The 25,440-nt window shown below is 42.7% G+C and carries 16 protein-coding genes; 8 read left to right on the plus strand and 8 right to left on the minus strand.

Going from position 1 to position 25,440, the window contains the following annotated elements:
• Positions 1 to 126: 126 nt before the first annotated feature.
• Entirely contained in the window at positions 127 to 1,122 is a 996-nt protein-coding gene (locus NV381_RS19325; protein ID WP_258214914.1) for an aromatic ring-hydroxylating oxygenase subunit alpha, read from the minus strand.
• Positions 1,123 to 1,155: 33 nt separating this feature from the next.
• Positions 1,156 to 2,541 carry an amidohydrolase gene (locus tag NV381_RS19330; protein WP_258214915.1) on the minus strand — a complete coding sequence of 462 codons (1,386 nt, stop codon included), beginning with the start codon at positions 2,539 to 2,541 and terminating at the stop codon, positions 1,156 to 1,158.
• Positions 2,542 to 2,824: 283 nt separating this feature from the next.
• Here NV381_RS19330 and NV381_RS19335 point away from each other — a divergent pair, with 283 nt between their 5' ends.
• A complete protein-coding gene (locus NV381_RS19335; RefSeq protein ID WP_258214916.1) occupies positions 2,825 to 3,286 on the plus strand; it encodes an Lrp/AsnC family transcriptional regulator in 462 nt (153 codons plus the stop codon).
• Positions 3,287 to 3,373: 87 nt separating this feature from the next.
• Here NV381_RS19335 and NV381_RS19340 read toward each other — a convergent pair whose 3' ends face one another.
• The 3 genes from NV381_RS19340 to NV381_RS19350 all read right to left on the minus strand — a co-directional run bounded on the left by NV381_RS19340 (position 3,374) and on the right by NV381_RS19350 (position 11,996).
• Positions 3,374 to 8,494 (minus strand): S-layer homology domain-containing protein, encoded by a 5,121-nt coding sequence (locus tag NV381_RS19340; RefSeq protein ID WP_258214917.1) that lies wholly within the window; start codon positions 8,492 to 8,494, stop codon positions 3,374 to 3,376.
• Between the two features lie 486 nt (positions 8,495 to 8,980).
• Positions 8,981 to 10,003 (minus strand): DUF7309 domain-containing protein, encoded by a 1,023-nt coding sequence (locus NV381_RS19345; protein ID WP_258214918.1) that lies wholly within the window; start codon positions 10,001 to 10,003, stop codon positions 8,981 to 8,983.
• A 961-nt stretch (positions 10,004 to 10,964) separates the two neighbouring features.
• Entirely contained in the window at positions 10,965 to 11,996 is a 1,032-nt protein-coding gene (locus NV381_RS19350; RefSeq protein WP_258214919.1) for an ABC transporter substrate-binding protein, read from the minus strand.
• Positions 11,997 to 12,150: 154 nt separating this feature from the next.
• Here NV381_RS19350 and NV381_RS19355 point away from each other — a divergent pair, with 154 nt between their 5' ends.
• The 3 genes from NV381_RS19355 (at position 12,151) to NV381_RS19365 (ending at position 16,825) form a co-directional block, all read left to right on the plus strand.
• The gene (locus tag NV381_RS19355; protein ID WP_258214920.1) at positions 12,151 to 13,740 is read left to right on the plus strand and encodes an AraC family transcriptional regulator; all 1,590 of its coding nucleotides are present in this window, start codon (positions 12,151 to 12,153) and stop codon (positions 13,738 to 13,740) included.
• 503 nt (positions 13,741 to 14,243) lie between these two features.
• A complete protein-coding gene (gene yhbH, locus NV381_RS19360; RefSeq protein ID WP_258214921.1) occupies positions 14,244 to 15,401 on the plus strand; it encodes a sporulation protein YhbH in 1,158 nt (385 codons plus the stop codon).
• Entirely contained in the window at positions 15,398 to 16,825 is a 1,428-nt protein-coding gene (locus NV381_RS19365) for a SpoVR family protein (protein ID WP_258214922.1), read from the plus strand. Before yhbH ends, NV381_RS19365 begins: the two co-directional genes overlap by 4 nt.
• A 172-nt stretch (positions 16,826 to 16,997) precedes the next feature.
• Here NV381_RS19365 and NV381_RS19370 read toward each other — a convergent pair whose 3' ends face one another.
• On the minus strand, positions 16,998 to 17,348 hold the full coding sequence (locus NV381_RS19370; protein WP_258214923.1) for a hypothetical protein: 351 nt from the start codon (positions 17,346 to 17,348) through the stop codon (positions 16,998 to 17,000).
• Between the two features lie 181 nt (positions 17,349 to 17,529).
• Here NV381_RS19370 and NV381_RS19375 point away from each other — a divergent pair, with 181 nt between their 5' ends.
• Genes NV381_RS19375 through NV381_RS19385 form a run of 3 tightly spaced genes read left to right on the plus strand, consistent with a single transcriptional unit; the run spans position 17,530 to position 20,976 of the window.
• Positions 17,530 to 18,540 (plus strand): MraY family glycosyltransferase, encoded by a 1,011-nt coding sequence (locus NV381_RS19375; protein ID WP_258214924.1) that lies wholly within the window; start codon positions 17,530 to 17,532, stop codon positions 18,538 to 18,540.
• 10 nt (positions 18,541 to 18,550) lie between these two features.
• Positions 18,551 to 19,663 carry a glycosyltransferase family 4 protein gene (locus tag NV381_RS19380; RefSeq protein ID WP_258214925.1) on the plus strand — a complete coding sequence of 371 codons (1,113 nt, stop codon included), beginning with the start codon at positions 18,551 to 18,553 and terminating at the stop codon, positions 19,661 to 19,663.
• A gap of 14 nt (positions 19,664 to 19,677) precedes the next feature.
• A complete protein-coding gene (locus NV381_RS19385; protein ID WP_258214926.1) occupies positions 19,678 to 20,976 on the plus strand; it encodes a protoporphyrinogen/coproporphyrinogen oxidase in 1,299 nt (432 codons plus the stop codon).
• Positions 20,977 to 21,082: 106 nt separating this feature from the next.
• On the opposite strand, the gene NV381_RS19390 is transcribed toward NV381_RS19385, so the two are convergent.
• A complete protein-coding gene (locus NV381_RS19390; protein ID WP_258214927.1) occupies positions 21,083 to 21,649 on the minus strand; it encodes a Uma2 family endonuclease in 567 nt (188 codons plus the stop codon).
• 283 nt (positions 21,650 to 21,932) lie between these two features.
• On the opposite strand from NV381_RS19390, the gene NV381_RS19395 reads away from it, so the two are divergent.
• Complete coding sequence (locus NV381_RS19395; protein WP_258214928.1) at positions 21,933 to 23,690, plus strand: PdaC/SigV domain-containing protein; 1,758 nt, start codon at positions 21,933 to 21,935, stop codon at positions 23,688 to 23,690.
• 77 nt (positions 23,691 to 23,767) lie between these two features.
• On the opposite strand, the gene NV381_RS19400 is transcribed toward NV381_RS19395, so the two are convergent.
• Positions 23,768 to 25,294, minus strand: coding sequence for an extracellular solute-binding protein (locus NV381_RS19400; protein ID WP_258214929.1), 1,527 nt, complete (start codon positions 25,292 to 25,294; stop codon positions 23,768 to 23,770).
• Positions 25,295 to 25,440 lie beyond the last annotated feature (146 nt).

Genomic DNA, 25,440 nt, shown 5'->3' on the forward strand with positions numbered 1-25,440 from the left:
TGATCCCCCCACACCTAACGCATGTTTACAATCAGAAAAAGACATCTTCCTTAGTCGTGAATTACGGTCAGGTCAAGAGACACAGCCCATTCACTGTAAGTTAGATGTCTTTTTTTATTCCACTGCTTAAATCGTGCCTACAACAACACCCAATTCATTCAACCAACGGCGATACGCAACCGAAAAAAGATCAACCCTATGATTTAATTCAACCTGCAAGTCAAGCGGAAGTAATTCCGGTTTCTGAGTTTCGATAATTCTGGCATCCTGATCAAATACAATATCTTGAAACTTAATAAAATTTTCATCCGGCACATCAAAGCCATAATTACGCGAGACGACCATAAATACCAGGCATTCTTCTGCGGTAACCGGCAGTACAGTAAGCATGATCCACAGAGTTTGACCGTTACTAGGGTCTGCTTTAGACAATCGCGCCGACAAAGGACGGTATACTTCTTTCATATATACATAAGTGGTACCCTCCTTCTTATCTGAGCCCGAATGTGCGACCGGCTGAAAGATAGGGATATTCTCGATGTAAATACGATCTTTTTCTTTGTTTACCTTAAAATCCGGCAGCTCCGCATAATCTGGATGGCCAAGCAAGCCTTGATGAACAAACATAAGATGTGCAAAATCAGTGAAATTCTCAATCACTCGTGTTCCAGCTGCATTTACTTTGTAGGGACCACAGGCCAAAGGACGAAACTCTTCGCTATCAAATTCTTCAAAATGAGGTAAATCAGCTGCCGGCTCGCCAATACATACCCAGATAAAGCCATACTTCTCCACACAGCCGTACGCATCTACTTTGGCCCTTGACGGGATAGCCTCACCTTTAGGCTGAGCAGGAATACAGACACATTGTCCCGATGTATCGTACTTCCAGCCATGATAAGGACAGACAAGCACCTCATCCTCAATTCGACCCTTGGAGAGCATAGCTCCCCGATGAATGCACAAATCTCTAACAGCATGCACCCCTTTATTCGTACGATAAATAGCTACACGTTCTCCCAACACTATTACACCAATCGGTTGATCCCTTAATTCAGAAGCAAGATAAACAGCATGCCAATCATTCTCTAACACGGGGTCCTGCAGACGCTGCAAATACATAGAAATCATCCTCTCCTGATTAGGGGTAATTATTTAATCAACACTTGAAAATATAGGGTATTTCGCAGCCAGTTTACTACGAAGAATATCAACCCTCGCCTGCGCCCGCGCAAGCACTTCGCGCTCATCTATCCATACAGACTCCCCATTCTCAACAACAACACTCCCCCCGACAATGACAAGTTCAACATCGTTGCCATTAGCATTGTAGACGATCGCCGAGGATGCCCGATGTAGAGGGCTTATATGGGCCTTCATCATGTCTATGGCCACCAGATCCGCCTTCTTCCCAACCTCCAAGCTTCCCAAGTCATGACTTCTGCCCATCGCCTTGGCTCCATTGATCGTAGCCATACGTAGCACATCCATCGGAGGCAGCAATGTTGCGTCTAGTGCATTTACTTTGTGCAAGCAAGCCGTAAACTTAAGAACCTCCAGATTATCCTGGCAATTATTGCTGCCCGGCCCATCCGTTCCCAATGCAACATTAATCCCCATACGCTGCATCTCAGGAACTCTGGCCACACCTGATGCAAGGTACATATTAGAAACAGGACAATGAACTACCGATGCTTTCTTAGCGCGAATAGTCTCCAGCTCACCATCATCAAGCCAAATACCATGGACTACCTGTGTATGCTCACCCAACAAGCCCACATCATTTAACAGCTCCAAGTTCCGTAATCCATAACGTTCCATAGTATTGTCAATTTGTCCGCTTGTCTCAGCTACATGAACATGAGAGATCAGCTTATGATCGCGGCTGAACTTGGCTGCATTCTCAAGGTACCCGCGCGAGCAGCCGTACAAATTAAGAGGCCCGAGGGCAATTTGAATTCGTCCCGATGCGGCGCCATCCCAGTCATCCAACAGCCTCTCGGTACTTGAGAATATTTGCTCCTCCGTTTCACGCAAGCGAGGCTCGTTACTTAAATCAGATCCACCACGTGCCAAGTGGCCCCTGATCCCGGAATCAACCATCGCCCTCAAAACCCCCGAATCATTTTGCGGAGAAGTGTGAATATAATGATGATCCATCACATAAGTCGCGCCGGACTTCAGATTCTCCATACACCCGACTAATGCAGCTAAATAAAAATCCTCCGGCTCCATCGACAAGCTAAGCGGCCATATAATTTCACGCAGCCATTGAGCAAGCGGCAAATGATCGGAAACCCCTCGCATAAAAGTCTGGAATAAATGCGTATGTGAATTCACAATCCCTGGAATGACCGCTTTCCCTGCAGCATTGTAAACAAATGTCGATTTGGCAATCAGATGATCCAGGCTGCCATCCGCTTTCCACTCCCCCACCTCTTTAATAACATCGTGTTCAACATAAACATACCCCGGTTTAAACACTCGATTACCCTCATCCATCGTCAGCACTGTACCGTTATAAATCAATTTACTGGCCACCAATTCACCTCCACGTCAGATTACATTACGCAATTGTATTAAAAATCCATTAATCAATAAGAATTTCTAGATCCAACTAATCTGTTGTTATATTTGTTAACACGATTATATGCAGGCAACAACATGTCGTCAACACCTTTTGTAATCTATAACATCTTGATTTCTTTCGTTTTGTAATTAATTACAATATTTTAGTTTTCAATTGGCAATAAATTATCAGATTGTTATTTCTTTTCGTTAATTATGATAAAATATTCAAAATACGCTTCAAGGGGGATGTACGATGCTGGAACTACCAAATTTGGATCAGATCGATCAAGAAATTATTAAATTACTGCATGAGAATGGTCGCATGTCGTATGCGAAGATCGGAGAACAACTGAATCTTTCTCGTGTAGCCATTCAAAAAAGAGTCGAGGCTTTGGTAGAAAATGAGATTATTGAGAACTTTACAATCCGACTCAACGCCACCAAGCTGGGGAAAGTCGTCAGCGCCTTCTTCGAGGTTGAAGTCGAGCCCCGTTTTGCCCAAAATGTTGGCAATTCCTTAAGCGCTGATCCCAATGTGATAAGCATTTACCAAATGACCGGCCCAAGCACCCTGCATATGCATGCTTTATTGAAGGATGAGGATGCTCTGGAGAAATTTCTATACCAGCACATCTATAACTTAGAGGGTGTCGTCCGAGTCAACACACAAGTTGTCATCAAGCGCTTTAAGCAAGGTACCGGACTGGAATTGTAAAGCATGAAAAAAAGGGGCGATCCTTCAGTCTGAATGACTGCCGGATCGCCCCTTTGCCTTATGGCTCCAAGAAAATTATGAATAGGATCAGTTAATGAACTCTACAAATTGCAGCAAGCGTTTAAGCATAACCGCAGCTTCTGCGCGAGTTGCTTGATTGTTAGGTGCATAGGATTTGTCCGTTATACCATTGACAATACCAGCGTTAACCGCACCCGCTACGGCATCCTTGGCCCAAGCGGAGATTCGGGAGCTATCCTCGAAGGCTGCCAGCTTTTGAGCATCTGTATTGCCTTTCTTGCCTGCAAGCTCAATCGCACGCACAATCATAACTGCAATTTGCTCACGAGTGATCGTTGCTCCCGGTTGGAACGTACCGTTCTCGAAACCGTCAACCAGACCGGCTTTGGCGGCTGCTCCAACAGCTCCGGCGAACCAATCATTCGCTTTTACATCGGAGAACTTCGTCGTTGCTTCTTCTGTAAGACCAGTAGCGCGCACTAGAAGAGCTGCGAATTCCGCTCGTGTGATTGGATTTGACGGCGCGAAGCTTTTCTCTGTCAAACCGTTAACAAGCAGCTTGGATGCAAGCAGCTCAATATCTGCTTTTGCCCAATGCTCATTAAGATCACTGAATGTTTTGTTCGCTTGTACAACGGAATAAATACTGTTGCCTGGACGAGTTATCGTTACCTTTGTGCTGCTTCCATTGGTGCTGAATTTAGTCGGAACAAAGGTCATCGTACCGGTAGTCGGGTTATACATAACCCCTGTAGCATTCTTCGTATCAACTGAGCTCGAAATCTCGAATGTTCTGGATACATATGTTTTTCCAAAGTCATTGACCGTTGTTTTCTTGCCGTTCGCTTCAGCCGTAACCGTGAAGTCTATAGCACCTGCCAGCTGGGTTGCCCCATTTTTGTTAGCAATCGCATCAATAGCTCCAGCGGCTGCACCGCTAACCTTTTCAACTGTTATGCTGAACTTCACGTCTTTGGCCTCTGCACCAAGTGACTTAGCTAAAGCTGTTATATCTACCGCTTTAACAGGTAAGTCGTAAGTAGTTCCATTAGCTTTGATAGACAAAATTGCGTTTGGCAATTTCGATGCCGCTTCAAGCACTGATGAAGCCGGAACTTGAACGATGGATACCTGCTCGGTTCCTTTTACTTCGATGGTGATTGTGTTTGCACTAGCTGTGAGTGTTTCAATCGCTTTAGTCAGCGCCGCTGCATCAAGTGTAACCTGCGCAGCTGATTTTCCATCTACGGTTACTTTTTGCGGCTCCGGACTAATTACAGCGTTAGTTGATGGAGTTGTAACAGAAGCTGCTCCACCGCCACCACTACCACTGCTGCCACTGGAACGATGGGAAACATTTTGTATGACAGGCGCTATGAATTTCAGGAAGTTTCCTAAGATGATATTACCTTCAGCATCTCTTTGATAAGGCAGAGCAGGCTGCAGGCTTGCAAAGTTAGCATCCGAAAGCGTTTGGCCTATACTGTTTACAGAGCTTGTTCCGTTAAACATAAAGTTGCTGTTGTCAATTAGCTCTGCTGGATAATTATCTTTAGCTGTGTAGCTTTTTTGGTAAGAAACAAAGCCATTAATTTTGAAATCAGTCGGAATACCTGTATACGTTGTAAAGTTCAAGTTTCCTTTTGCATTATTAAACGAAATATTATTGCTTTCAGCTCTAACGCCAGGGTTACTATTGCTCGCAAAGCCGTAAGCTCCATTCCCAAAAGCAATACTGTTGCGGATAATATGAGGTACGTGGATTCCTTCTCCCCCAAGCTTAAATCCGTTTTTGTCCCCTGCACCTACTGTTCCATCAGTCAAAGTACCGTTGTTATAGGCGATACTGTTTTCAATGATAACAGCTCCGATAGCTCCAGTTCCTACCTTGGTATATAGATCCCAACCATCATCAATATTGTTATGGGCGATATCACCTCTGAATATGTTGCCTACACCGGAAGTAAGCTTCGCGGCAAAGCCGTCTGCATTATTGTCCGCTGGGTCGCGGTTATCGAATGATTCGCAGTTCAGAATCAGGTTGTATGACGGCCAACTCGCCTTGTCTTCGGAATCATCGGTACGGCTGATCTGCAAACCAGTATCACCGTTCTCATAGAAACGGCTGCCTTCTACAGTATTGTAGCTTCCACCTACGGTAAAGCCTTTTGTGTTGCCTGCTGTGCGTGTAAAGTCTATGCCTTTCACATGCCAGTAGTTACCACTTAGTACTACACCTTCGGATTTCTTGTCGAAATCAATAATCGGTTTAGCGCCAGGAGCAGCTACAAGATACTTCTTGGCTGTCGCGGTACCGACGTTCCCTTTCTTGATCTCAATTTTGGAAGAACGTACGTATTTGCCATCCAGCATTAAGATTTTTTGTCCTTCTCTTACATAAGCGATGGCTGTATCCAGATCAAGAGGGCTGTTAATAGTACCATTACCCTTACTTGTACCAGCCGGAGATACGTAGATGTCTCCATTCTCCACATACGATTTCATATCGACAGTCAGGTTTTTGACCAGTTTGCCGATGGAGGCTAGATTCTGAGTGTCATCCGGTATAAAGCTTGCGCTAAAGTTTGTATACGTATTAGCTGTAACCGTAGTTTTCAGCGAAAGGGTTGCACCCGCTTGAACAACTGTATCCTTGGCAATAACGTTCTGACCTTGTTTGATCGTAAAGCTGCCTTTAACGTTCGATTTGACGCCTAATGTGTACGCCTCTTTAGAAACCTGGTTCAAAGAAACGAAGTTAAAATCAGGTGTAGCTTTTACAGGAGGCGCTTCCACCTTCGGTGAATCTGTTTGTGCAGCAGTTACTTTCAAATCAATATGACTAACCTCGATCGTCGCAAGACGAGCCGCAAAGAAACCGACATACATTTTAGAGTTTTGTACTTTTAGAATGTCCGGCTCGAAATAAAACGCCTCAGTTCCGTCCGTTGATTTACTATTACCATTTACTTTAGCTGTAAAGCCGCTGTTTGTTTTGACCAAAGTAAGCTTGTAGTCTTTAGCCGGGTACGTATTGGTTATAGCTGGCCTTTCATTGACAAGCATTGTGTTCAATACACTGCCTGTACCTTTGCGGATAAATAATTGCGTTCCATTTGCTTTGGTCGTTCCGCCGCTATATCCGCCAACAGCTGCAATATTGGATGTGAACACGCTGGAATCGCCTGCAGTACCGTTAGCATCTCTCGCCATGATACCGAAGGATTCTTGTCCGTCATATGGCGTTTTGGCGTATTCAATAACTTTGATGTCAGCTGATAATTCAAAATTATCCTGGTTTGCATCAAGCTCGGTATAGTAATAGGATATGCCATCATGATCCCCGGTTACTTTACCTCCGCCTTCCAAAGCGATAATTTGAACGGTTCCATCATCTTTCACGACTACTTTATTGCTGGCATCGGAAGTAGATTGTCCAAATCGGATTGATTTCCATTGATACTGAATCGCATCTTTCACTGTTGCTTTAATTGTGATGGGTGCAATCGACGTATTCAACGGGTTGATTGCAACATTATAGACTCCTGCTTTTGAACCGTCGAAAGCAGCTGGATTGATCGTATATTGACCTACCGGCAGCACTGTTTTATAGGTGCTATCGAAAACCGTCTTGTCATAAAGAGTAGATACTTCTAACCCAGCAGAGTCAAAAGCTTGGCCCACTTGATAGGTGGTCTTAGGATATTTCGTAACCTGAATTCCAGTAACTGCAGGCTGCTTCACATTAACGTCTACAATAGCTGTCTTGGTCTTATCCGTAATATGTGTAACTTTAATTTGCTTTGTACCCACTGTCGAAGAATTAAGAGCTTCAATCGAATATTCAGTGTCTCTCATAAGCCGCGCTTCAGAACCATCGCTATATTTAGCATAGACAATCATTCCGTCCGGCACGAATTGGTCGCCGACAAAATACTGTGTCCTCTTCGGCTGCTGTCTGATTTCAAGTCCAGTAAGCTGGACATTTTTGACCTCAATGTCGAAGCTTGTACTAGTGGTCGGAGTGACTGCAGAAGCGACTTTCACTGTTTTAATACCTGGAGTAGTGAAATACGTCGACTGTGTAACGGTAGAACCGGCAATAGAAAGCGTGTACTGATTGCTGGAGAGCTCTCCATTGACAGGTCCATTATTGTAACCGCCTAATACAGTTAATCCTTGCGAATCAAACAAGTCTCCCAGATTGTAAATGGTTTTGGCAGGGAAGTATTTGATTGCCATACCCGTTACAACTAACGGTTTAACATTTAAATTAATAGGCGCTGTTTTTCCATTGAAATTAACAGTTATTGTGTTAGTTCCAGTCCTGGTGTTGTCAAATCCTGTTACGATATAATCGCTTGGGCTAAGATCGTCCTCGTGTCCGTCCGCGTAAACTGCGGTTGCCTTTAAACCAGTTAAGTCGAGGCTGTCACTAACGAAATATTCGGTTTTCATGGAGGATGTATCCAACTTTAATTGAGTAGGTGTCCTTGAATCCACTGTCACAGCAAAGTTGCTGAAGGTGACTTCCGCATCCCTTGCAATATAAAAACCTGCGTATAACTTATTATTGTATACCGAAGCAGAGAACATATTGTCCAACTTTATTTTTTCACTTTTGCCATTAACAGAAACTTCATAACCATCCCCTGATTTTTTGATACTTAAATCGTATGTCTCTCCAGATGTAGGGGAATTAACACCACTAATCGTCACACTATTGGGGTTAGGTGGTGACGAGGTATTTTGACCGGATGTAAATACTGTCGTTACTCCCGTTTTGTACGTATATTTTATAATAGGCGAGGCACTAGCAACTCCAAAACCACCTATCGCTAAGTAATTAGAGGTTATTGCAGTAGTAGTATTGGGTGCATCAAATCCAAGATTACCTCTAATCATTAGGCCAAATGATGATTGTGCAGGAGTATTACTTGATACAGATAAACTCTTTACTACCGCTTTTGTACGAATCTCAAAATTGGCGTTTGCGGGTAATTGCTGATTATAGAAAGCCAGGCCCTCATCAGTGCTTGCAATTTTACCGCCATTAACACCTTGAAGGGTTATGGAACCATTACTATTTACAGACATCGTGTCTTTGGTATTACTTGTATTACCACCAAACACGTTAAATTGCCAAGCCGTAGCATCTGCCGACGCCGTAACTGGTAACATCGACATAATCAGACTCAAAGACATAATCAAAGAAAATAATCGTTTATAATTCCCTAGTTTCAATAAAATGCACCTCTCAAAATCATAGTTAATCATTAAGTAAATGCTTTCTTCTTCTCCTACTCCCGCAAACCGTTTTTTAATAATGTGACATAACAAGTATGTAACCACTACGCTTACCTCACACATCCTTGAAAATAAGCGCTATCATCCCCTGCCTCTCTTTCTAGCTGTATCAAGAAACAAAACATCAAAATCATCATATAAGGAAAGCTGCAATTTAACATCGCCATATTTTAACCAGTTATTAATCATGGCTAATATCCGACTTTTTCGGGGGATATGCTTATTTTAACCTGAGTATGCTGAAAGCAAATTATTGGCCACGAACAGCTTATAAACAATAAAGTAGCCACTTTTACAAAAGAAAAAAAGCCTAGGCACAATGCCCGGCTCTCTACGTTCCAGTATTACAAATGTGTAGGGAATGTTCTATCTCATCCCACTTTGAAAATATTCCCTCATACCTTCTTTGGCTTCTTCTATCGCAGGCAGCTCCAGCGTCAAATAAACTTGCAGATTGAAAAATTTAAGCAGCTGCGACAAATACATAAACACCTGCTCATTAGCAGCCCATATCTCCAAAGGAAGCAATCCCCTCTGTTCAACAATATTTATAAAACTGGCCACAGCTGCGTTAGGCATAAGAGACTGTTCCTCTAACGCTATATTCAGGATTTGTCCCGATCCCTGATCCACTATCATGAGCATCATTGGATAATACGGTTTGTCTCCATCTTTAATAGGAGTCGGTGCAAAGAAACAATCCATCTCCCAAATTCCGGCTGAGCCTTGAATACTCTTTTTAATTTTGGCTAATCGAAACTCGTCTATAGGATCAGCGGCTGGTATTGGAATATCATCAAGCTCCCTCGGCTGCTTCCATTCACTTGTCCAAGCCAGGCTACCATCCGATTTCATAGCAACTCTCGTAAGAAAGGCCTCATCCTCCCCTTCAATAAGAGCATCGGGGTTGGATTTAAATTCATTAGCAACTTCAATTGCCTGCTGCAGAACCAAAGTTAAGAAAACGACCTGTTCTTGGCTCTTGATCGGCCATGGAACAAATCCGGGTTCGTACTCCCTGAAGGTGGGCCAGGTTTTAGCTCCACGGAACGACAAGCCCAGCTCCTTAATCTGCTTCAGCTCCTGCGGATGCAGCTCCTTGCGATCATCAAAAGAAAGCATTAGACAATGCTGGCTGTATAAAGGGTCTTCATCCAACTCCCCCGTCAACATACCAACGAAGGTTTCCAGTCCCGCAGTACCCAAATATACAGCCAGACCAAACATCTCACCGCCATTGCCCATTACACAACAATACCCGATTTCGCCATCAACCGGATTTTCTACGCCGAATATATGTCCGTTAGAGAGCCATTCCCAACAGCCCACTCGCTTAAACTCCGCTGCAGCTTCATATAGTTGTTTCCATTGTTCTATTGAAGGTATCATCCTTTTACTCCTAATCGATAAATTTTTCCTGTTTATTTCATTATAACGGATAAGTATAGGATCTTACAAAAATCTACAAATAGAGCATGATGTTTGGCACACTGGATGATTTCCTTCGTTCCGAACATGGAGAAATTAAATAACCGAAGCGTCATAAGAGGTTCGGCTCAAAGGTATGAAGAGTATAAAAGTCGGCTTGGGCCATTGCTTTTCATAGTAACCAACTGCGCAGCCTCAGCATTGCTTGCAAATCCATTTACTTCCCAATAAATTCCTGCTGACACTTACTCAACTTAAATTAGTCTTTCGCCTTACTATATCTCAGGTTGCCGCTTTAAATCTGTATGGCTTATCACATAAACGTTAGTTTTTTCCAAATGATTTAAGAAAAGCTTCTTTCGAAATCATCCTTATGAAGACATATGTGTTTTAAAAAGCAGCTTAGTATACAATCTACGTTGGTGCGTTCGAAAAAAAATGGATCTGGGGATCCGGCCGCTGCTTGGGGAGGGAGGTGGGACTGAAGCCGCTGTAGAAGTCGTGTTCCTATGATAAGCAATCTTGCCACGATAGGAACACGTCTTGCACCAAAATCAAAACTTGACGAGGCAACAGGCAGATATCACAATAACTAGCAGGAAATCCTCCAGTTAATTCCAGTTGATGAGCGATTTTTTCACAAACAGCTGGAAATGATCCCGTTAATTCCAATAGTTTATTACATTTAATCTGAAAATCTCTATATTAGCATGATAATTTCCAGTTAAGTTCCTCAACATGCATATAACGGATGAATTAGCTCCAGAAATTCCAGTTAACCTCTCCCTCTACGGTTGGGAAAATCTATTCATAAAATACTTTCAACTCAATAAGGGATAAGCTCCCCTCACCCCAAAGCCTGTAAGTTCTGGCGACAAAAAAATGTCCAAGCCATGTCGGCCTGAACATCATTTGTTTACTCTTAGTTCTTCAGCAAATATTTTTCCAGATCGTCCAGCATCAAATTTGCTGAAATAATGCCACCGGATGAATTCCAAATCCCATCATACACCTTATGGATTTTTCCTTTTTTTACAACGTTCAGGTTATTCCAAAGCGGGTCCTTCTGCCACTCTTGCTCCGCTTTCACAGCCTCTCCCTTTTCGTTGTCATAGGTGAAATAAAACAAGATATCTCCTTCCATATCCGGAATTCTTTCCTTCGCCACATCATCGGCAAACTTGCTCTGATCCTGTACAGCTGGGCGCTTCAGCCCGATCTTTTTCAATAGAACCCCGGAGAATGTATCATTATAGTAAATGCGGACGATCCCGCCCGGATTAAAACGCACGATGGATACCGCGGTATTGATTTTATCCCCCAACTTAGTTCTGAGTCCGGATACCTTGCTCTCGAATTTAGCAAATTCGGCATTCCCTTCTTCCTTCTTATTCAACGCTTCCGCATATAGCTTGTAATTTATCTGCCAGTCTCCGTTAATCCGTTCCGAGAAAACCGTTGGCGCTATTCGGCTTAGCTGCTCATACACCTTTTCCTGCCTGAGTTTATTCCCAAGAATAAGATCAGGCTTCAAAGTGGCGATTAGCTCCAGGTTGGGCTGATTTTCATCCCCAATAATAGTTACATCCTTTAATTGCTCAGTAAGATGCTGATAAATCGGATCCATTCCCCATGCTTTGACGATCGCTATTGGCTTGATTCCAAGCGACAACGCAGCTTCTGTGCCTTCATTAGTCAGAACTACTACTCGTTTCGGAGTCCCTTTAATGGTTGTAGCACCCATAGCATGCTTTACCGTATATTCCTTCTCCGCATTCCCGACTCCGCCTGTCTTGGCTGCTTCTGTCGAAGACTGTGAGCCTATTGCAGACTTATCAGCCGAAGTTGATGCTGGCTCCTGCTTAGCTTGCCCCCCTCCACAACCGGACAAAACAATCGCTAATGAAAGCAGCATACCAACTATTGTCGAGACCATCTTGCTCTTTTGACGCATTTTTAACTTCTCTCCCTTTTAATTGAAAATGATAATTGTTATCATAGAAGAGAATATATCATGTGCACTTTCTGGCATCCATGCCTCTATGTGCCCGTTTTCTTGTCTAATAGTATCCTTTATCTGAAATAACCCGGTAAGGAGATCCCGTACGATGACCGCATTGTCCTTTAAAAATCGGAAGCTCTACCTGCTTTCATCTATCCGCCGAATTAATTTAACCAATAATAACACAACAAGATGCAGGACATCGCCCGCCCCAACGCTAGTTTTTTTCACCAAAGGAGACGTAAAACTTAGCACAAATGACAATCTATGGTTCGCGGAGCCGCTTCAATTATATTATTTCCCTTCAGGAATGCATGTTGAGGCTTCCATTCAATCCGAAGAAGTGGATTACTATATGCTCATCATTAAACCATTAACCATATCCCGGTCCAATAAGCAGTGGTTCTCCGACCTTTCTGCCGATGCACCATCTATGCTTACAGCGGGCCGTATTTCGCTTCGTGATACCGAGCAAGCATTATTGAGATTCGAACGTCTATATGAAGCGAGCCGCAACAGTTCAGACACTGGACATTTGGATTTACAGCTGCAAGAAATGCTGCATTTTATTGAAGGACAGTCATTAGTTCAAGAAAATACTCAACCATCGGACAATGGAATCGAGTTGAGCATAGCCTATATGCAGCGGCACTTTCATGAGAAGATTAGCAGAGAGACATTGGCCTCCATAGCCAATCTTACTCCAAGCTCCTATTGCCGCAGCTTTAAAAAAGCCAAAGGTTTGGCGCCAACCGACTATCTGAACCAAATACGCATCGAGCAGGCAAAAAAACAATTAGCATCCGGCCATTCCATCAAGGAGGTTGCCGAATCAGTTGGTTATGGGAACGAGTACTATCTTAGCCGGATATTCAAAAAAATTGCCGGAATTCCTCCAACTCTATATGTCAAAAGGAATTGCTTGAGAGTTGCCGCAGCTTCCCGCTTCGGTTTTCATGATAATTTGAACTCGGTCGGAGTGCGCCCGGTTGCTATGGTTGACTGCTACAGACATCCCGGACTGCAGGAAGCCGACTATGAACGGCGCCTGAAGACGCAGCTGGAAGAGCTAAAAATTGCACGCCCAGACCTGATTATCGGAGATTATTCCCATCTCGAGCATTATGAAGCCTTCAAACGGATCGCGCCAACCTTCATCCTCGATTTTAATCTGGATTGGCGCGTGCCTCATATGAAAGTTGCGGAGCTCGTAGGCCGTGAGAAGGAAGCACAGCAAACCTTTAATCAACTGGATAAAAAAATCACGGAGGCTCGTACCAGGCTGGATGCATCAGCAAATAACAAGAGCGTCGCTCTGCTGCAGATTATGCATGACCATGTTATGCTGCAGGGAACCGTTAATCACCCCCTAAACCAGCTTCTTTATACAGAATTGGGCTTGAAACCCGACAAGGCGGCTCCTATCAATAAAATGAGGCTTGAATTATTTCCGCAGGACGTTCCGAAGCTCACTGCCGATCATCTGTGGATTCGGATGTACATGGATCACACTGAGGTTGATCAAACGTTTGCTAAAATACGAAAGCTCGATTTCTGGAATTCGATTCCAGCTGTACAACATAATAAAATCCGGTTTATATCCAACTGGCTCATTATGAGCTGGACGCCTCAAGGAAGAAACAAAATCATCGATGAGGTTATCGAGCTGGTGGCCCCAGACGCTACATCCGGTTAAATCCCTGCTTAGCAGGGTTCTTGAGCCTGAAGCTTCACACCATCTGCCACCAGCTTTATCCGCGAACGCCACTCTAACTACCAGCTCCCCCTTTTCTTCCTCTATTACGAAAAGTTCGGACTGCTCCCATATCTTTCAGCAGTTAATTGCTTCCTCCTTACTCTCCAAGGTCAAACCTTGAAATGAATGTTCTCGCCTTATCACCGTTTACATATATACATAAAAGCTTATATTTCGCGTACGTGTATACCAAGAGAACTAGGGTCCTTTACCGAACTTCAGAAAATAGGCCTCCGTCCTACTCACATAACCCCCCGGGACTTGAATATATTTAGTAACAAGCACTTTTTTCAATCTGCTACTATTTATGTCACACCGCCTGTTTTATCGACTGCACAAATCAAGCAAGCCCATTTTGTATGCTACTTACTTTGTAGTCTTGCTTTCAACGCTTACGAAGCTAGCTTACCTACGAAAAGAAGAGCCCTCAGGAGGTGTCCCGCATGACAGAACCGCTGTTTATTGTATCCCGAGAGGATTGGTCCCTTCATCGCAAAGGTTATCAGGATCAAAACCGCCATCAAGAAAAAGTTCGCGACGCGATCAAACAAAACTTGCCGGACCTGGTTACCGACGAAAGCATTATCATGTCTGACGGCAAGCAAATCATCAAGGTTCCGATCCGTAGTCTGGATGAATATCGGCTTCGCTATAATTTCAATAAGAGCAAGCATGTTGGTCAGGGCGATGGAGATAGTCAAGTAGGCGACGTGCTGGGGGTGGACCCGACTCCTGCAAAAGGACCGGGTAAAGGAGAAGGCGCTGGCGACCAGCCTGGCGACGATTATTACGATGCAGAGGTGCAGATGGAAGAGCTGCAATCGATGCTGTTTGAAGAACTTGAGCTTCCTAATCTGCAGCAGAAGGAAAAGGATATCCTGACCACTAAAGATGTCATTTTTAACGATATCCGCAAAAAGGGCATCATGTCTAACATCGACAAGAAACGAACCATATTGGAAAATTTGCGCCGTAATGCTACGGCCGGTGTTCCCGGCATTCATGGCATCAATCCTGACGACCTTCGTTTCAAAACCTGGGATGAAGTTATTACCCCACAATCCAATGCTCTTATTATCGCTATGATGGATACGTCCGGTTCCATGGGCTCCTTCGAGAAATATATAGCGCGCAGCTTCTTTTTTTGGATGACGCGTTTTTTACGCACCAAATATGAGCATGTTGAGATCATTTTTATTGCTCACCATACAGAGGCAAAGGAGGTTACGGAGGAGGAATTTTTCACTAAGGGAGAGAGCGGCGGCACGATTTGTTCCTCGGCTTACCAATTGGCCTTAGAACTAATTGACCGACGCTATTCTCCGTCCAGATATAACATTTATCCTTTTCATTTCTCTGATGGTGATAACTTGACTTCGGATAACGAACGCTGCGTTAAGCTCATCAACGAGTTGATCAAGCGCTGCAACCTATTCGGTTATGGAGAAGTAAATCAATACAACCGGAGCAGCACGCTAATGTCGGCTTATCGCAATTTACATGATCCCAAGTTTGTCCATTATGTTATTCGTGAGAAAGGCGAGGTATATAAAGCTTTGAAAACCTTCTTCCCAAGATCGGAAAGGGGAATCGCACGATGAATGCCGATGATATCAAAAAACTTGAATATGCTATAGCGGAAATTACCGAGGTTGCGGATGGATTTGGATTGGATTATTTTCCGATGCGCTATGAAATATGTCCTGCTGACATCATCTATACATTCGGAGCATACGGCATGCCTACCCGATTCAGCCATTGGAGCTTTGGAAAAACCTTCAACAAAATGAAAATGCAGTATGATTTTGGACTTAGCAAAATTTATGAGCTGGTCATCAACTCCGACCCTTGCTACGCCTTTTTGTTAGATGGAAACTCGCTAATTCAGAACAAATTAATTGTCGCGCATGTGTTGGCACATTGTGACTTTTTTAAAAACAACGCCCGTTTTTCCAAAACCAACCGCAACATGGTCGAAAGCATGTCCGCCACAGCTGAACGTATCCGTCAATATGAAATTTTGTACGGTACGGACGAGGTTGAACGTTTCATTGATGCCGTTCTTGCCATCCAGGAACATGTTGATCCTCTGATTTCGAAGCCTTACGATGCAGAACGATATGGTAGAAATATGGAAAAATCTCGCAAAACAGAGACAAAGGAACGAAAGCTGGGTTATGAGGATTTATGGGATTTGGATAATCCTACCGAGATAGATGCGCCGCGCAAGCAGGAAGCAGTTAAATTTCCGGCTTCCCCGGACAAAGATCTCGTTTTGTTTATTGAAGAGCACGCCCCTTATATGACCGATTGGCAGCGTGACATCATGACGATGCTGCGCGACGAAATGCTCTATTTCTGGCCGCAGCTGGAGACGAAGATCATGAACGAAGGCTGGGCTTCTTACTGGCATCAACGTATCTTACGAGAGCTGGATCTGACTGTGGAAGAAACCATCGAGTACGCGAAGCTCAATTCATCCGTAGTTGTGCCCTCCCGTCATAGCTTGAACCCGTATTACTTAGGGTTGAAAATCTTTGAAGACATTGAGAAACGCTGGGAGAATCCATCCGCTGAAGATCGGGAACGGTTCGGCATCAAAGGTGGCGAAGGCCGGCAAAAGATGTTTGACGTACGGGAGTATGATTCAGATATTTCCTTTGTCCGCAATTATATGACGAAAAAGCTTGTGGATGAATTAGACTTATACGTGTTCGAGAAAAAGGGCCCCGAGTGGAAAATTACGGATAAATCTTGGGAGTCTATCCGCGATCAGCTCGTCTATTCCCGAGTCAACGGAGGATTCCCCTACATTGTCGTCGAGAATGGCAACTACGATAAGAACGGCGAGTTGTACTTAAAGCATGCTTACGAGGGTGTTGAGCTGGATTTGAAATATGTAGAACGAACCATACCTTACATTCAACAGCTGTGGGGCAGAACCGTTCATCTGGAAACAATCCTGGAATCAAAGCAGGTGCTATTCTCGTATGATGGCAAGAAGCATAACAGAAAGTTTTTGTAAGAGATGAATCTGGGCTGTTTCCAATGAAGCATTGGGAACGGCCTTTTAACTGTTGTTTCCCGCATCCACACGATGATGGATTCACCATATCCAACATGCTGTGATCGCTCGATTTTCATACAACGGAAATAAATCAGGCCCAACTCCATATTTTTATGGGTTGAGCCTGATATTATTGAATCGTCTTCACCATCAAATCACCATTTGATTGAGCAAAACTGATCGTAAAACTTCTTGCGTTGAATGCTTGCACAATGTTATGGAGATGCCACCACCATTCTTCATCACTTTTATTTTGATTGTGAAAATCGTAAACTAGTTTCATTTTTTCATAGAATTGTTGAGCATTCGAAATGAGGATCAGATCATATCGTGTGACTTCATTTTTCTCTTCGTCGGATAGTTCGTTAAAATAATGATGTATTTTACTTCTCAGATGCAGCATTTCCATCATCTCAAAGGCACTGGTTTCAAGGTCATTGACACCCATGCCATAATTCTTAATATCCGTTTGTTTAACCATGCTGGAGCACCTCCTTCTCTCAATCGACTTGAGATACCTTAATTTCATTATTACATACATTTAAACCATAACATTATTGCAGAACTACAATAAAAATTAAACAATTTACTTATATCCATTATAGTGATACGATATGTATCTATAGTAAAAATTTACTAGTAATAGGAGGAAAGAGTTAAATATGCTTATAGTTGCCTCTTTATTGATTTCTTTTCTATTAAGCCTATTATTCACTCCTATCGCCAAAAATATTGCTATAAGATTTATGATACTTGATGTATCTAACACCAGTCTAAAAACACATAAAATAAATACGCCCTATTTAGGTGGGCTATCGATCTTTGCTTCTGTTGTCATTGCATCCGCCTTCGTTATTTTTTTGTTTAAACTTATGATTCCAATCGCAGTTTACGGCTTACTTATTGCGTGTTTTATCATAATTGCAGTCGGCTTTACTGATGATATTTATAATCTCCACCCGCTAACTAAAATTTTTTTTCAAATCATAGCAGCATCCTTGGCATGGTTAAGCGGAATTAGGATAACCTTAATCGGACTAGAGCAATTTGATAGTATTTTAACGATTATATGGATCGTCGGCCTTTCCAATGCTTTTAATCTGATAGATATTATGGATGGCTTAGCCTCAGGTGTGGCAGCTATTTCATCTATTTTTCTGTCATTAATCTGTCTGGAGCTTGGTGAAATCATGAATGGTTTGTTGCTTTTATCTATAGCGGGAGCATGCTGCGGCTTTCTGAAATTCAATTTTAATCCTGCGCAAATTTTTATGGGAGACACCGGCAGTCTATTTCTGGGATTTTTAATCGCATGTTCAACTGCTCACATGTTCCAATTCAAACCATATGGCGACATTGTAATTCCAGTTATTATCCTTGGAATACCAATATTTGAAACGATATTCATCTCTTTATTGCGTATAAAATCTGGAATCGCCCCATGGAAAGGTACCAAAGATCATTTTGCATTACGGTTAGTTAGACTGGGCTTTTCGGTAAAGCACACGGTACTATTAACTTATTTATTTTGCGCATTTCTAGGGTCTGTCACATTAATTTTTTTCTATTTAGGCAGCTCCGTGTTGTATTGCTTCTTTGCAATCACCTTAATTTTGATCGGGATCGGGTGGGTCTTAAGTAAAGTTGATATTAGCAATTCACAGCATTCTTAATGGAGGAAATATGGCCAAAATTGTATGTATTGTTCCATATTCTAAGTACTATATCAATTTTAGTTGGGACCTGTTGAAAGACTTAAAACAAGAAGGAAATGAGATAGTAGCTTTAGCCGCGGATAGTATCTTTCAGCAGGAACTTGAAGCTATTGGAGTCACCTTAATAAAAATTCCACTCAATAACACAGGTTTAAATGTATTTTATGATAGTTACAGCTTACATATATTGGTTAAACAACTTAAAAGTCTACAGCCGGACATCGTAATTTGTTATTCAATAAAACCTGTCCTTTATGGGACCATCGCCTCACGGTTGGCAAAAATAAAAAATACCTTCTCGTTCATAACAGGTATAGGGTATGTTTTTATAGGAAATACGGTTTTGCAAAAAAATCTTTTAATTATTGTGAAAATGCTTTACAGGCTCTCATTAAAATTTAGCAATAAAATATTTTTTGAAAACCCGGATGACCTGTCTTTATTTAAATCACTTAAATTAATTGGCAAAAGCAAAGATGCTGTAATTGTAAATGGTTCTGGCGTTGATATCCATAAATTCACCTACTCCCCTCCTAAAGCTAATCCGATTTCCTTCCTGGTTATTTCAAGAATCATATTCGACAAAGGTATCATTGAATTTATAGAGGCGGCCAAGCTGCTCAAACAAAAATACCCCCAAGCTAAATTTAAAATTCTGGGGCCATTTGTCAAAAGTCCTAGTTCAATAAAAAGAGAAACAATAAATGAATGGGTCAATCAAGGAATAATAGAGTATTTGGGTGAAACAACAGATGTACGTCCATTCATAGCTGATTCAAGTGTGTTTGTTTTACCCTCTTATCGAGAAGGCACTCCTAAATCGACATTAGAAGCAATGGCAATGGGATTACCTGTCGTCACAACAGATTCCCCAGGCTGCAGAGAAACGGTTGTAAATAACGTAAATGGTTTTTTGATTCCTCCAAAAGATTATGTAGCACTTGCTATGGCCATGGAGAAGTTTATTACGAACCCTGACATCATTCGAGCAATGGGCATAATGAGCCGAGAAATCGCAGTTAGCAAATACGATGTCCGCAAAGTAAACCATTTTATAAAGAAAAGTATAGGGCTAGAATAGGGTGGGTGATACTGATGACTATTCATGTTATAGGAGCAGGAGTGACAGGATTATCATTTGCAAAGGCTTGCAGTGAAGAAGTTAATATACTTGAAGCATGTGAGAATGTGGGCGGGAAAGCTCTATCCTATAAGGTGGAGACAAAAGTGGGCACCTTTGGATTTGATATAGGTGGCCACTGGTTCCATTATAAAAGCACACCTGCCGTATTAGACATCCTGGAGGGTCTCGAGCTGCAAGCGCATACTCGCAATGCGTTTGTATACCTGCACGAGCATTTTTTTAAGTTCCCTATCCAGCAAAGTTATATTGGGCACCCCGACAAAAAATTTGTAAACGATGTTAAACAGGAGCTTCAATCGGTTAATAATTTCCAAGAATACAACAACTATGAAGAAATGCTTCTGCAATCCTATGGATTAACTTTATATGAGTCATTTTTTAAAGATTACAATTCAAAAATGTATGGTATTTATGATCTGTCTGCAATTGGCGTTGGAAAATTTGAAACCATCCGCAATGTTCGAACCCATAGAAATATCACTGGGTATAACGGTGACTTTCTATATCCAAAAGGAGATATAGGTGCGAGTGGAATTCCTTTTTTTTTAGCTGATAATCTGAAAATTAACTACAAAAAAAAGGTCAAGTCCATCAACATTAAAAATAAGACGATGGTCATTAATAATGAAAGAGTTTCATGGGACACCATTGTGTCAACCATTCCATTAAATTCATTAATCGGCATCATTAGTGATGTGGATGACCCTGTTCTGGAGTTATCGAAGCAATTAAAATCGAGCAGAGGTATGATTTTGAATCTAGGGGTGAAAAAAACTCATTTGCAAGGTGATATGAGCTGGGTTTATTTCCCCGACCCCAACTTGCATTTTTATCGTGTAGGTTTCTATAGCAATGTTGAATCCTCACTGGCACCAGTAGGGTATTGCTCTATGTATGTTGAGTGCTCTCCATTATTTTTTAGCAATAAAGAGGAAGCATTAGCTAACATACCGACAGTAATAAAGGAACTCATTGAAATTGGGTTTATCCGCAGTGCAGATGAGATCGTAACTACAAAAGCTTTTTATCTGGCTCAAAATTATTGCCTTCCTGATACATCAAAGACAAAAGTCATTCATCACTATCTGGAGAACGCTGGAATCTACAGCATTGGAAGATATGGGAGTTGGCATTGGTCGAGCCAGCATGAGGATATGCAGCAGGCGTGGGACTTAGCGAATAAATTAGCTTTACGTGATCTGACTAAAGCCAAAAAATTCCCTCAAGCATTAGTTACTAAAGCGTTTTGAGTAAGCAGTCAATTGAGGTGACGGCTAGGGAGGACGCTATCGCTCCTCCCCACTCACCCATTCCCTCTTTTGTTCTACCAAGTAAATCGGAATTAGTTTATTCAAGTTATTCCAGACTGAACAGTCTGCTCATGGGCACTTGTAAATCTTTAATTACGATAGATTGGATCGCTTCCTGCTCCGTATACAAATGGCGAGCCTGGTAACTGCCATCCTGCAGTGAATACACATGGGCTGTTCTATTCCCAGGATCGACAATCCAATATTCCTGTACCTTATACTTCTGATATAAGTTGAACTTCTCATTAAAGTCCTTCAATGCTGTAGATGGAGACAACACTTCAATAATTAACGTCGGCGCACCATGACACCCATTCTTGGCTATTTGACCCTTCGAACAAACAACGAAGAGGTCGGGCTGTGTGACATGATCGGGCGATTCATACTCTTCACTTTCACTGAGCAATACATCAAATGGAGCCACAAACACATAGCAGCTCCGGTTCTGAAAAAACGTCCGCAGAGCAAAATGAAGCTCTCCTACAATAAATTGATGCAGCGAGGTAGGAGCAGGAGACATATTATAGGCTTTGCCGTTAATTAACTCCCAGGATCCTTCCCAGGTCAACCAATCTTGATAGGTGTGGAAATTCTTTTCATCCGGATTTGACATAATGTTCGACCTCCTTCTGATATTTCGTTTGAACCTGTACTAATTGTACCATGATCAAACGGGTAGTTGCTAAACTTTTACTGATCATTAAGATTCGTATAACAGGATAAATTACTGGCTTCGCTTCATTCATCTTATCCAATTCTCTTTATATTCAGCCATTGAAGAGCAGATTTCCAAACCTGATTCTACCCGATAAACTCCAGCTGTAACATCTTTGTAACCAACTGCTTACTATTATCACTTATACTGAGTACATTAACACAACAGGGAGGCAGTCATTATGAAACATTCATTCAAAATGCTCACATTAAGTATAACAGGCTGCTGCTTCATAGCAGCTTCGGCTACTCAGGTATCTTACGCAAGCAGCTTGCAGGAAGCAGTTGTCACCTCGGCAGCTACGGTTATCCCTATATCCGCGTCATTAAATCAACAGCAAGGAATCAAGGTTACTGGCAAAGCGGTTAAGGAACAAACTGCTGAATATCAGGTGGACATCGTGATCCCGATCATTGAAGGAATGAAGGATACACAATACCAGGATCAGCTTAACGATATCATTTCCCGCCAGGCCATGGAGGATTTGGCTAACATCAAGAAGCTCGCAAGCGATGCCGCGGTAAATGCGCAAGAAGCAGGCTACGAAATGAGACCTCATACTTTAAATATCCAATATGAAGTTAAAGCTAACGGAGGAGCGGCCAATGCCAACCTTCTTTCGATCAAAATGACAACCTATACTTACACTGGCGGAGCAAACGGAATGCCGCGGATAGATACTTATAATGTGTTAGACGAAGCACAAGCTAAGCGGATCGAGCTGAAGGACTTATTAGGAGATAGCTATAAAGAGATCGTTAACGGGCATATTCAGCAGGAAATTGCCAAACATCCTGAAAACTTTTTCAATGGCGAGGAAGGCTTCCAAGGAATATCGGATACACAATCATTCTACATCGAGAAAGGGTCCGCGGTTATTCTTTTTCAAAAGTACCAAATCGCCCCAGGCTCGTCAGGTTCTCCTGAATTCCCTATTTCACTTAACAATAATACAAGCCAGGAGCAGCGTAACGTAAAAATAACAACAAAAACCGTAAAAGAGGACTCCGGCAATGTCACTTCTAACGTGAACATCCCGGTCTTCGATGGACTTAAGGATATAAGCTATCAAGCACAGCTCAATGATATTATCGAGCGGCATGCGATGGACGATCTGGATAATCTGAAGAAGCAAGCAAAAGCAGATGAGGCTACAGCGAACGAATCCGGCATTACAATGAGACCTTATTCGCTCACCATTTTGTTCGAGGTTAAAGCTGATGGAGGGGACGCTAACAGCAGCATGGTCTCTGTCAAAATAATAACCGATACCTACACAGGTGGAGCACATGGAATACAGCGGGTGGATACTTACACATTTCGTGACGAGCCGCAGGCCTCCCCGGTTGAATTAAAGGATTTATTCGGAGACAGCTACAAGGAGCACATTAATGAACAGATACGGCAGCAAATAGCCCAGCATCCTGAGAATTTTTTCAAGGACAGCTTTAAAGGAATTTCGGATACTCAGTCCTTTTATATTGAAAAAGGCGAAGCCGTTATTCTGTTCGAACCATATGAAATAGCTCCGTATTCAACAGGCATCCCTGAATTTCGCATAGCGCTGGTGAAAAATTCGAATGTATCCGCACCTGCCCGGCTAACGGTAGGCGGTACAGAGCTATCTTCCGTTGAGGCTTCAGTCTATATGAGCGACAATGGAACAACCTTAGTCCCTCTTCGCATCATCGCTGAGAGATTGGGCTATAGCGTGAAATGGAATGAGGAAACACGATTAGTTGAGATCAATAAAGGTGCTCAATGGACTAGCCTGCAGGCAGGCAAAGATTCGTATATATTTAATAAAATGGCTCCGTTCCCGTTAGGCCAAGCTCCTGTGATCAAGGAAGACGGACTGATGTATGTACCCGTAGACTTCTTCTCCATGGTGTTAAAAGCAGAGGTTAACTCCGATTCCGGTTCTGTCAGCATTAAATAAGACCTATCGAGCAAGCAAAAGCCGTCTCATTAAAGGTAAATTCCCCTTAAGAGACGGCTTTTTTATTTGGCCAAGCCCTACTTCTTACCAGCTTTTGCATAAGCTTCTTCATATTCCTTGATCAGCTTATCGCCGCCGGCTTTGCGCCATTTCTCCACTTCAGCCAGCCAGCCTGCTTCATCTATTTTACCCATTATATATTTGGTTTGCGCATCATTGATCATTTGCTCAAGCTCCTTGCCCCGCTCCGAATATGTCACAGACGACAAGGTTAAAGCCGGATTCGGTATCGCATAGTTGGCGTTTTCCATAGCTATCTTAGTCCCTTTTTCACCAAGCGGCGTATCCTTTAGAGAAGCAACATTATACCCCTCCAAATTGAGCAAATTATCACGGTAAGGCTTAACTTCACGCTGAAAAGCGTTGAAATCTTTAATTTCGACCTCATTGTTCTCCAGTTTGGTAAAATGCTTCCCTTCGATCCCCCGCATCTGCAAGGTCGACATCGGCTCATCCATCAGCTTATCAAGAAAAGAAAGGATCTTTTTCAGCTGCGTTTCATCCTTAATTTTGGACTTAGGCAGTAAATAGAACCCGCTATTGCCTGTTTCACCGGAAACACGAATTCCCCGCGGTCCAGTCATCGGCATCATATCGAATACACCGCTTGGAACCGTCTTGACAAGGCGCTCCTGCATGCTCTTCGCGTTGCCTGTAACGGCGATCCGAACACCTGCCCTGCCGGAATCATATATTTTTTCAATTTCCGAATCATCAATTACTGCAAAATCCGTATTCATCAGCTTTTCATCATACAGCCGTTTAAGAAGCTTCGTTACATCATTAAATTCTTTTGTCATAAAATCAGGCGTGAACTTGCCGTTCTGAACGGCCCATTTGTTGGGAGCGCCAAGGGCTACGGACAGGCGAGTCGTCAACGCTGCACTGCCTTCGTTATATTTTTTGGACAAAGCCATTCCATAGGTATCGTTCTTCCCATTCTTGTCAGGGTCGTTCAAAGTCATAGCTTTGAGCACCTTGTACCACTCATCGACGGTTATCGGCGGCTTCATTCCCAAATTGTCCAGCCAATCCTTGCGGTAAATAACCGATGCTCGTCCGATATCGCGATAGGTCGGGATGCCATATATTTTTCCATTGACCGAAATATTATCATAGTACTGCTGATTTTGGGCAGCCAAATTTTTGTAGTCTTTTAAATAAGGCCCGATTTCCCAAAACAATCCCGATTCAATAGCGCTAATAATGGTCGGAATATATTTCACCTTAAGCAAAGTCGGCATTTCATTCGAAGCAATCATAATATTTACTTTCTCATCATAGGCTGCATTGGGCAGCCATTGAATATCGAGTTTGGTATTCGTATAGCTCTCGATAGCCCGCTCCACTTCATTTCCTTTAGCTGGAATATCATTGACTTGCGTCATAGCTATACTGATGGCCAGAGGACCGCTATCCGCTGCAGTTTCACCGGCTTTCTTCGTATTCCCCTCTGAGCTTGCATGATTGCCGCATCCTGCTGTTAGGCTTGCTGTAAGCAGAGCAATGCCAATCATCAGCGCAGACCCTCTATTGAACCTCATTAATACAACCTCCTTCGGCAGCACGGAGTATAACCCGGCCAAATGACCGATATCAACATACATAGCCATATTTTATCATGTTCATGCTTCATAACCACAATTCCATTTATGCCAACAAAAAAGTCTCCATTCCATAGTCCAACTGG

This window comes from Paenibacillus radicis (ex Xue et al. 2023), from assembly GCF_024722015.1.
Taxonomy (GTDB): Bacteria; Bacillota; Bacilli; order Paenibacillales; family NBRC-103111; genus Paenibacillus_S.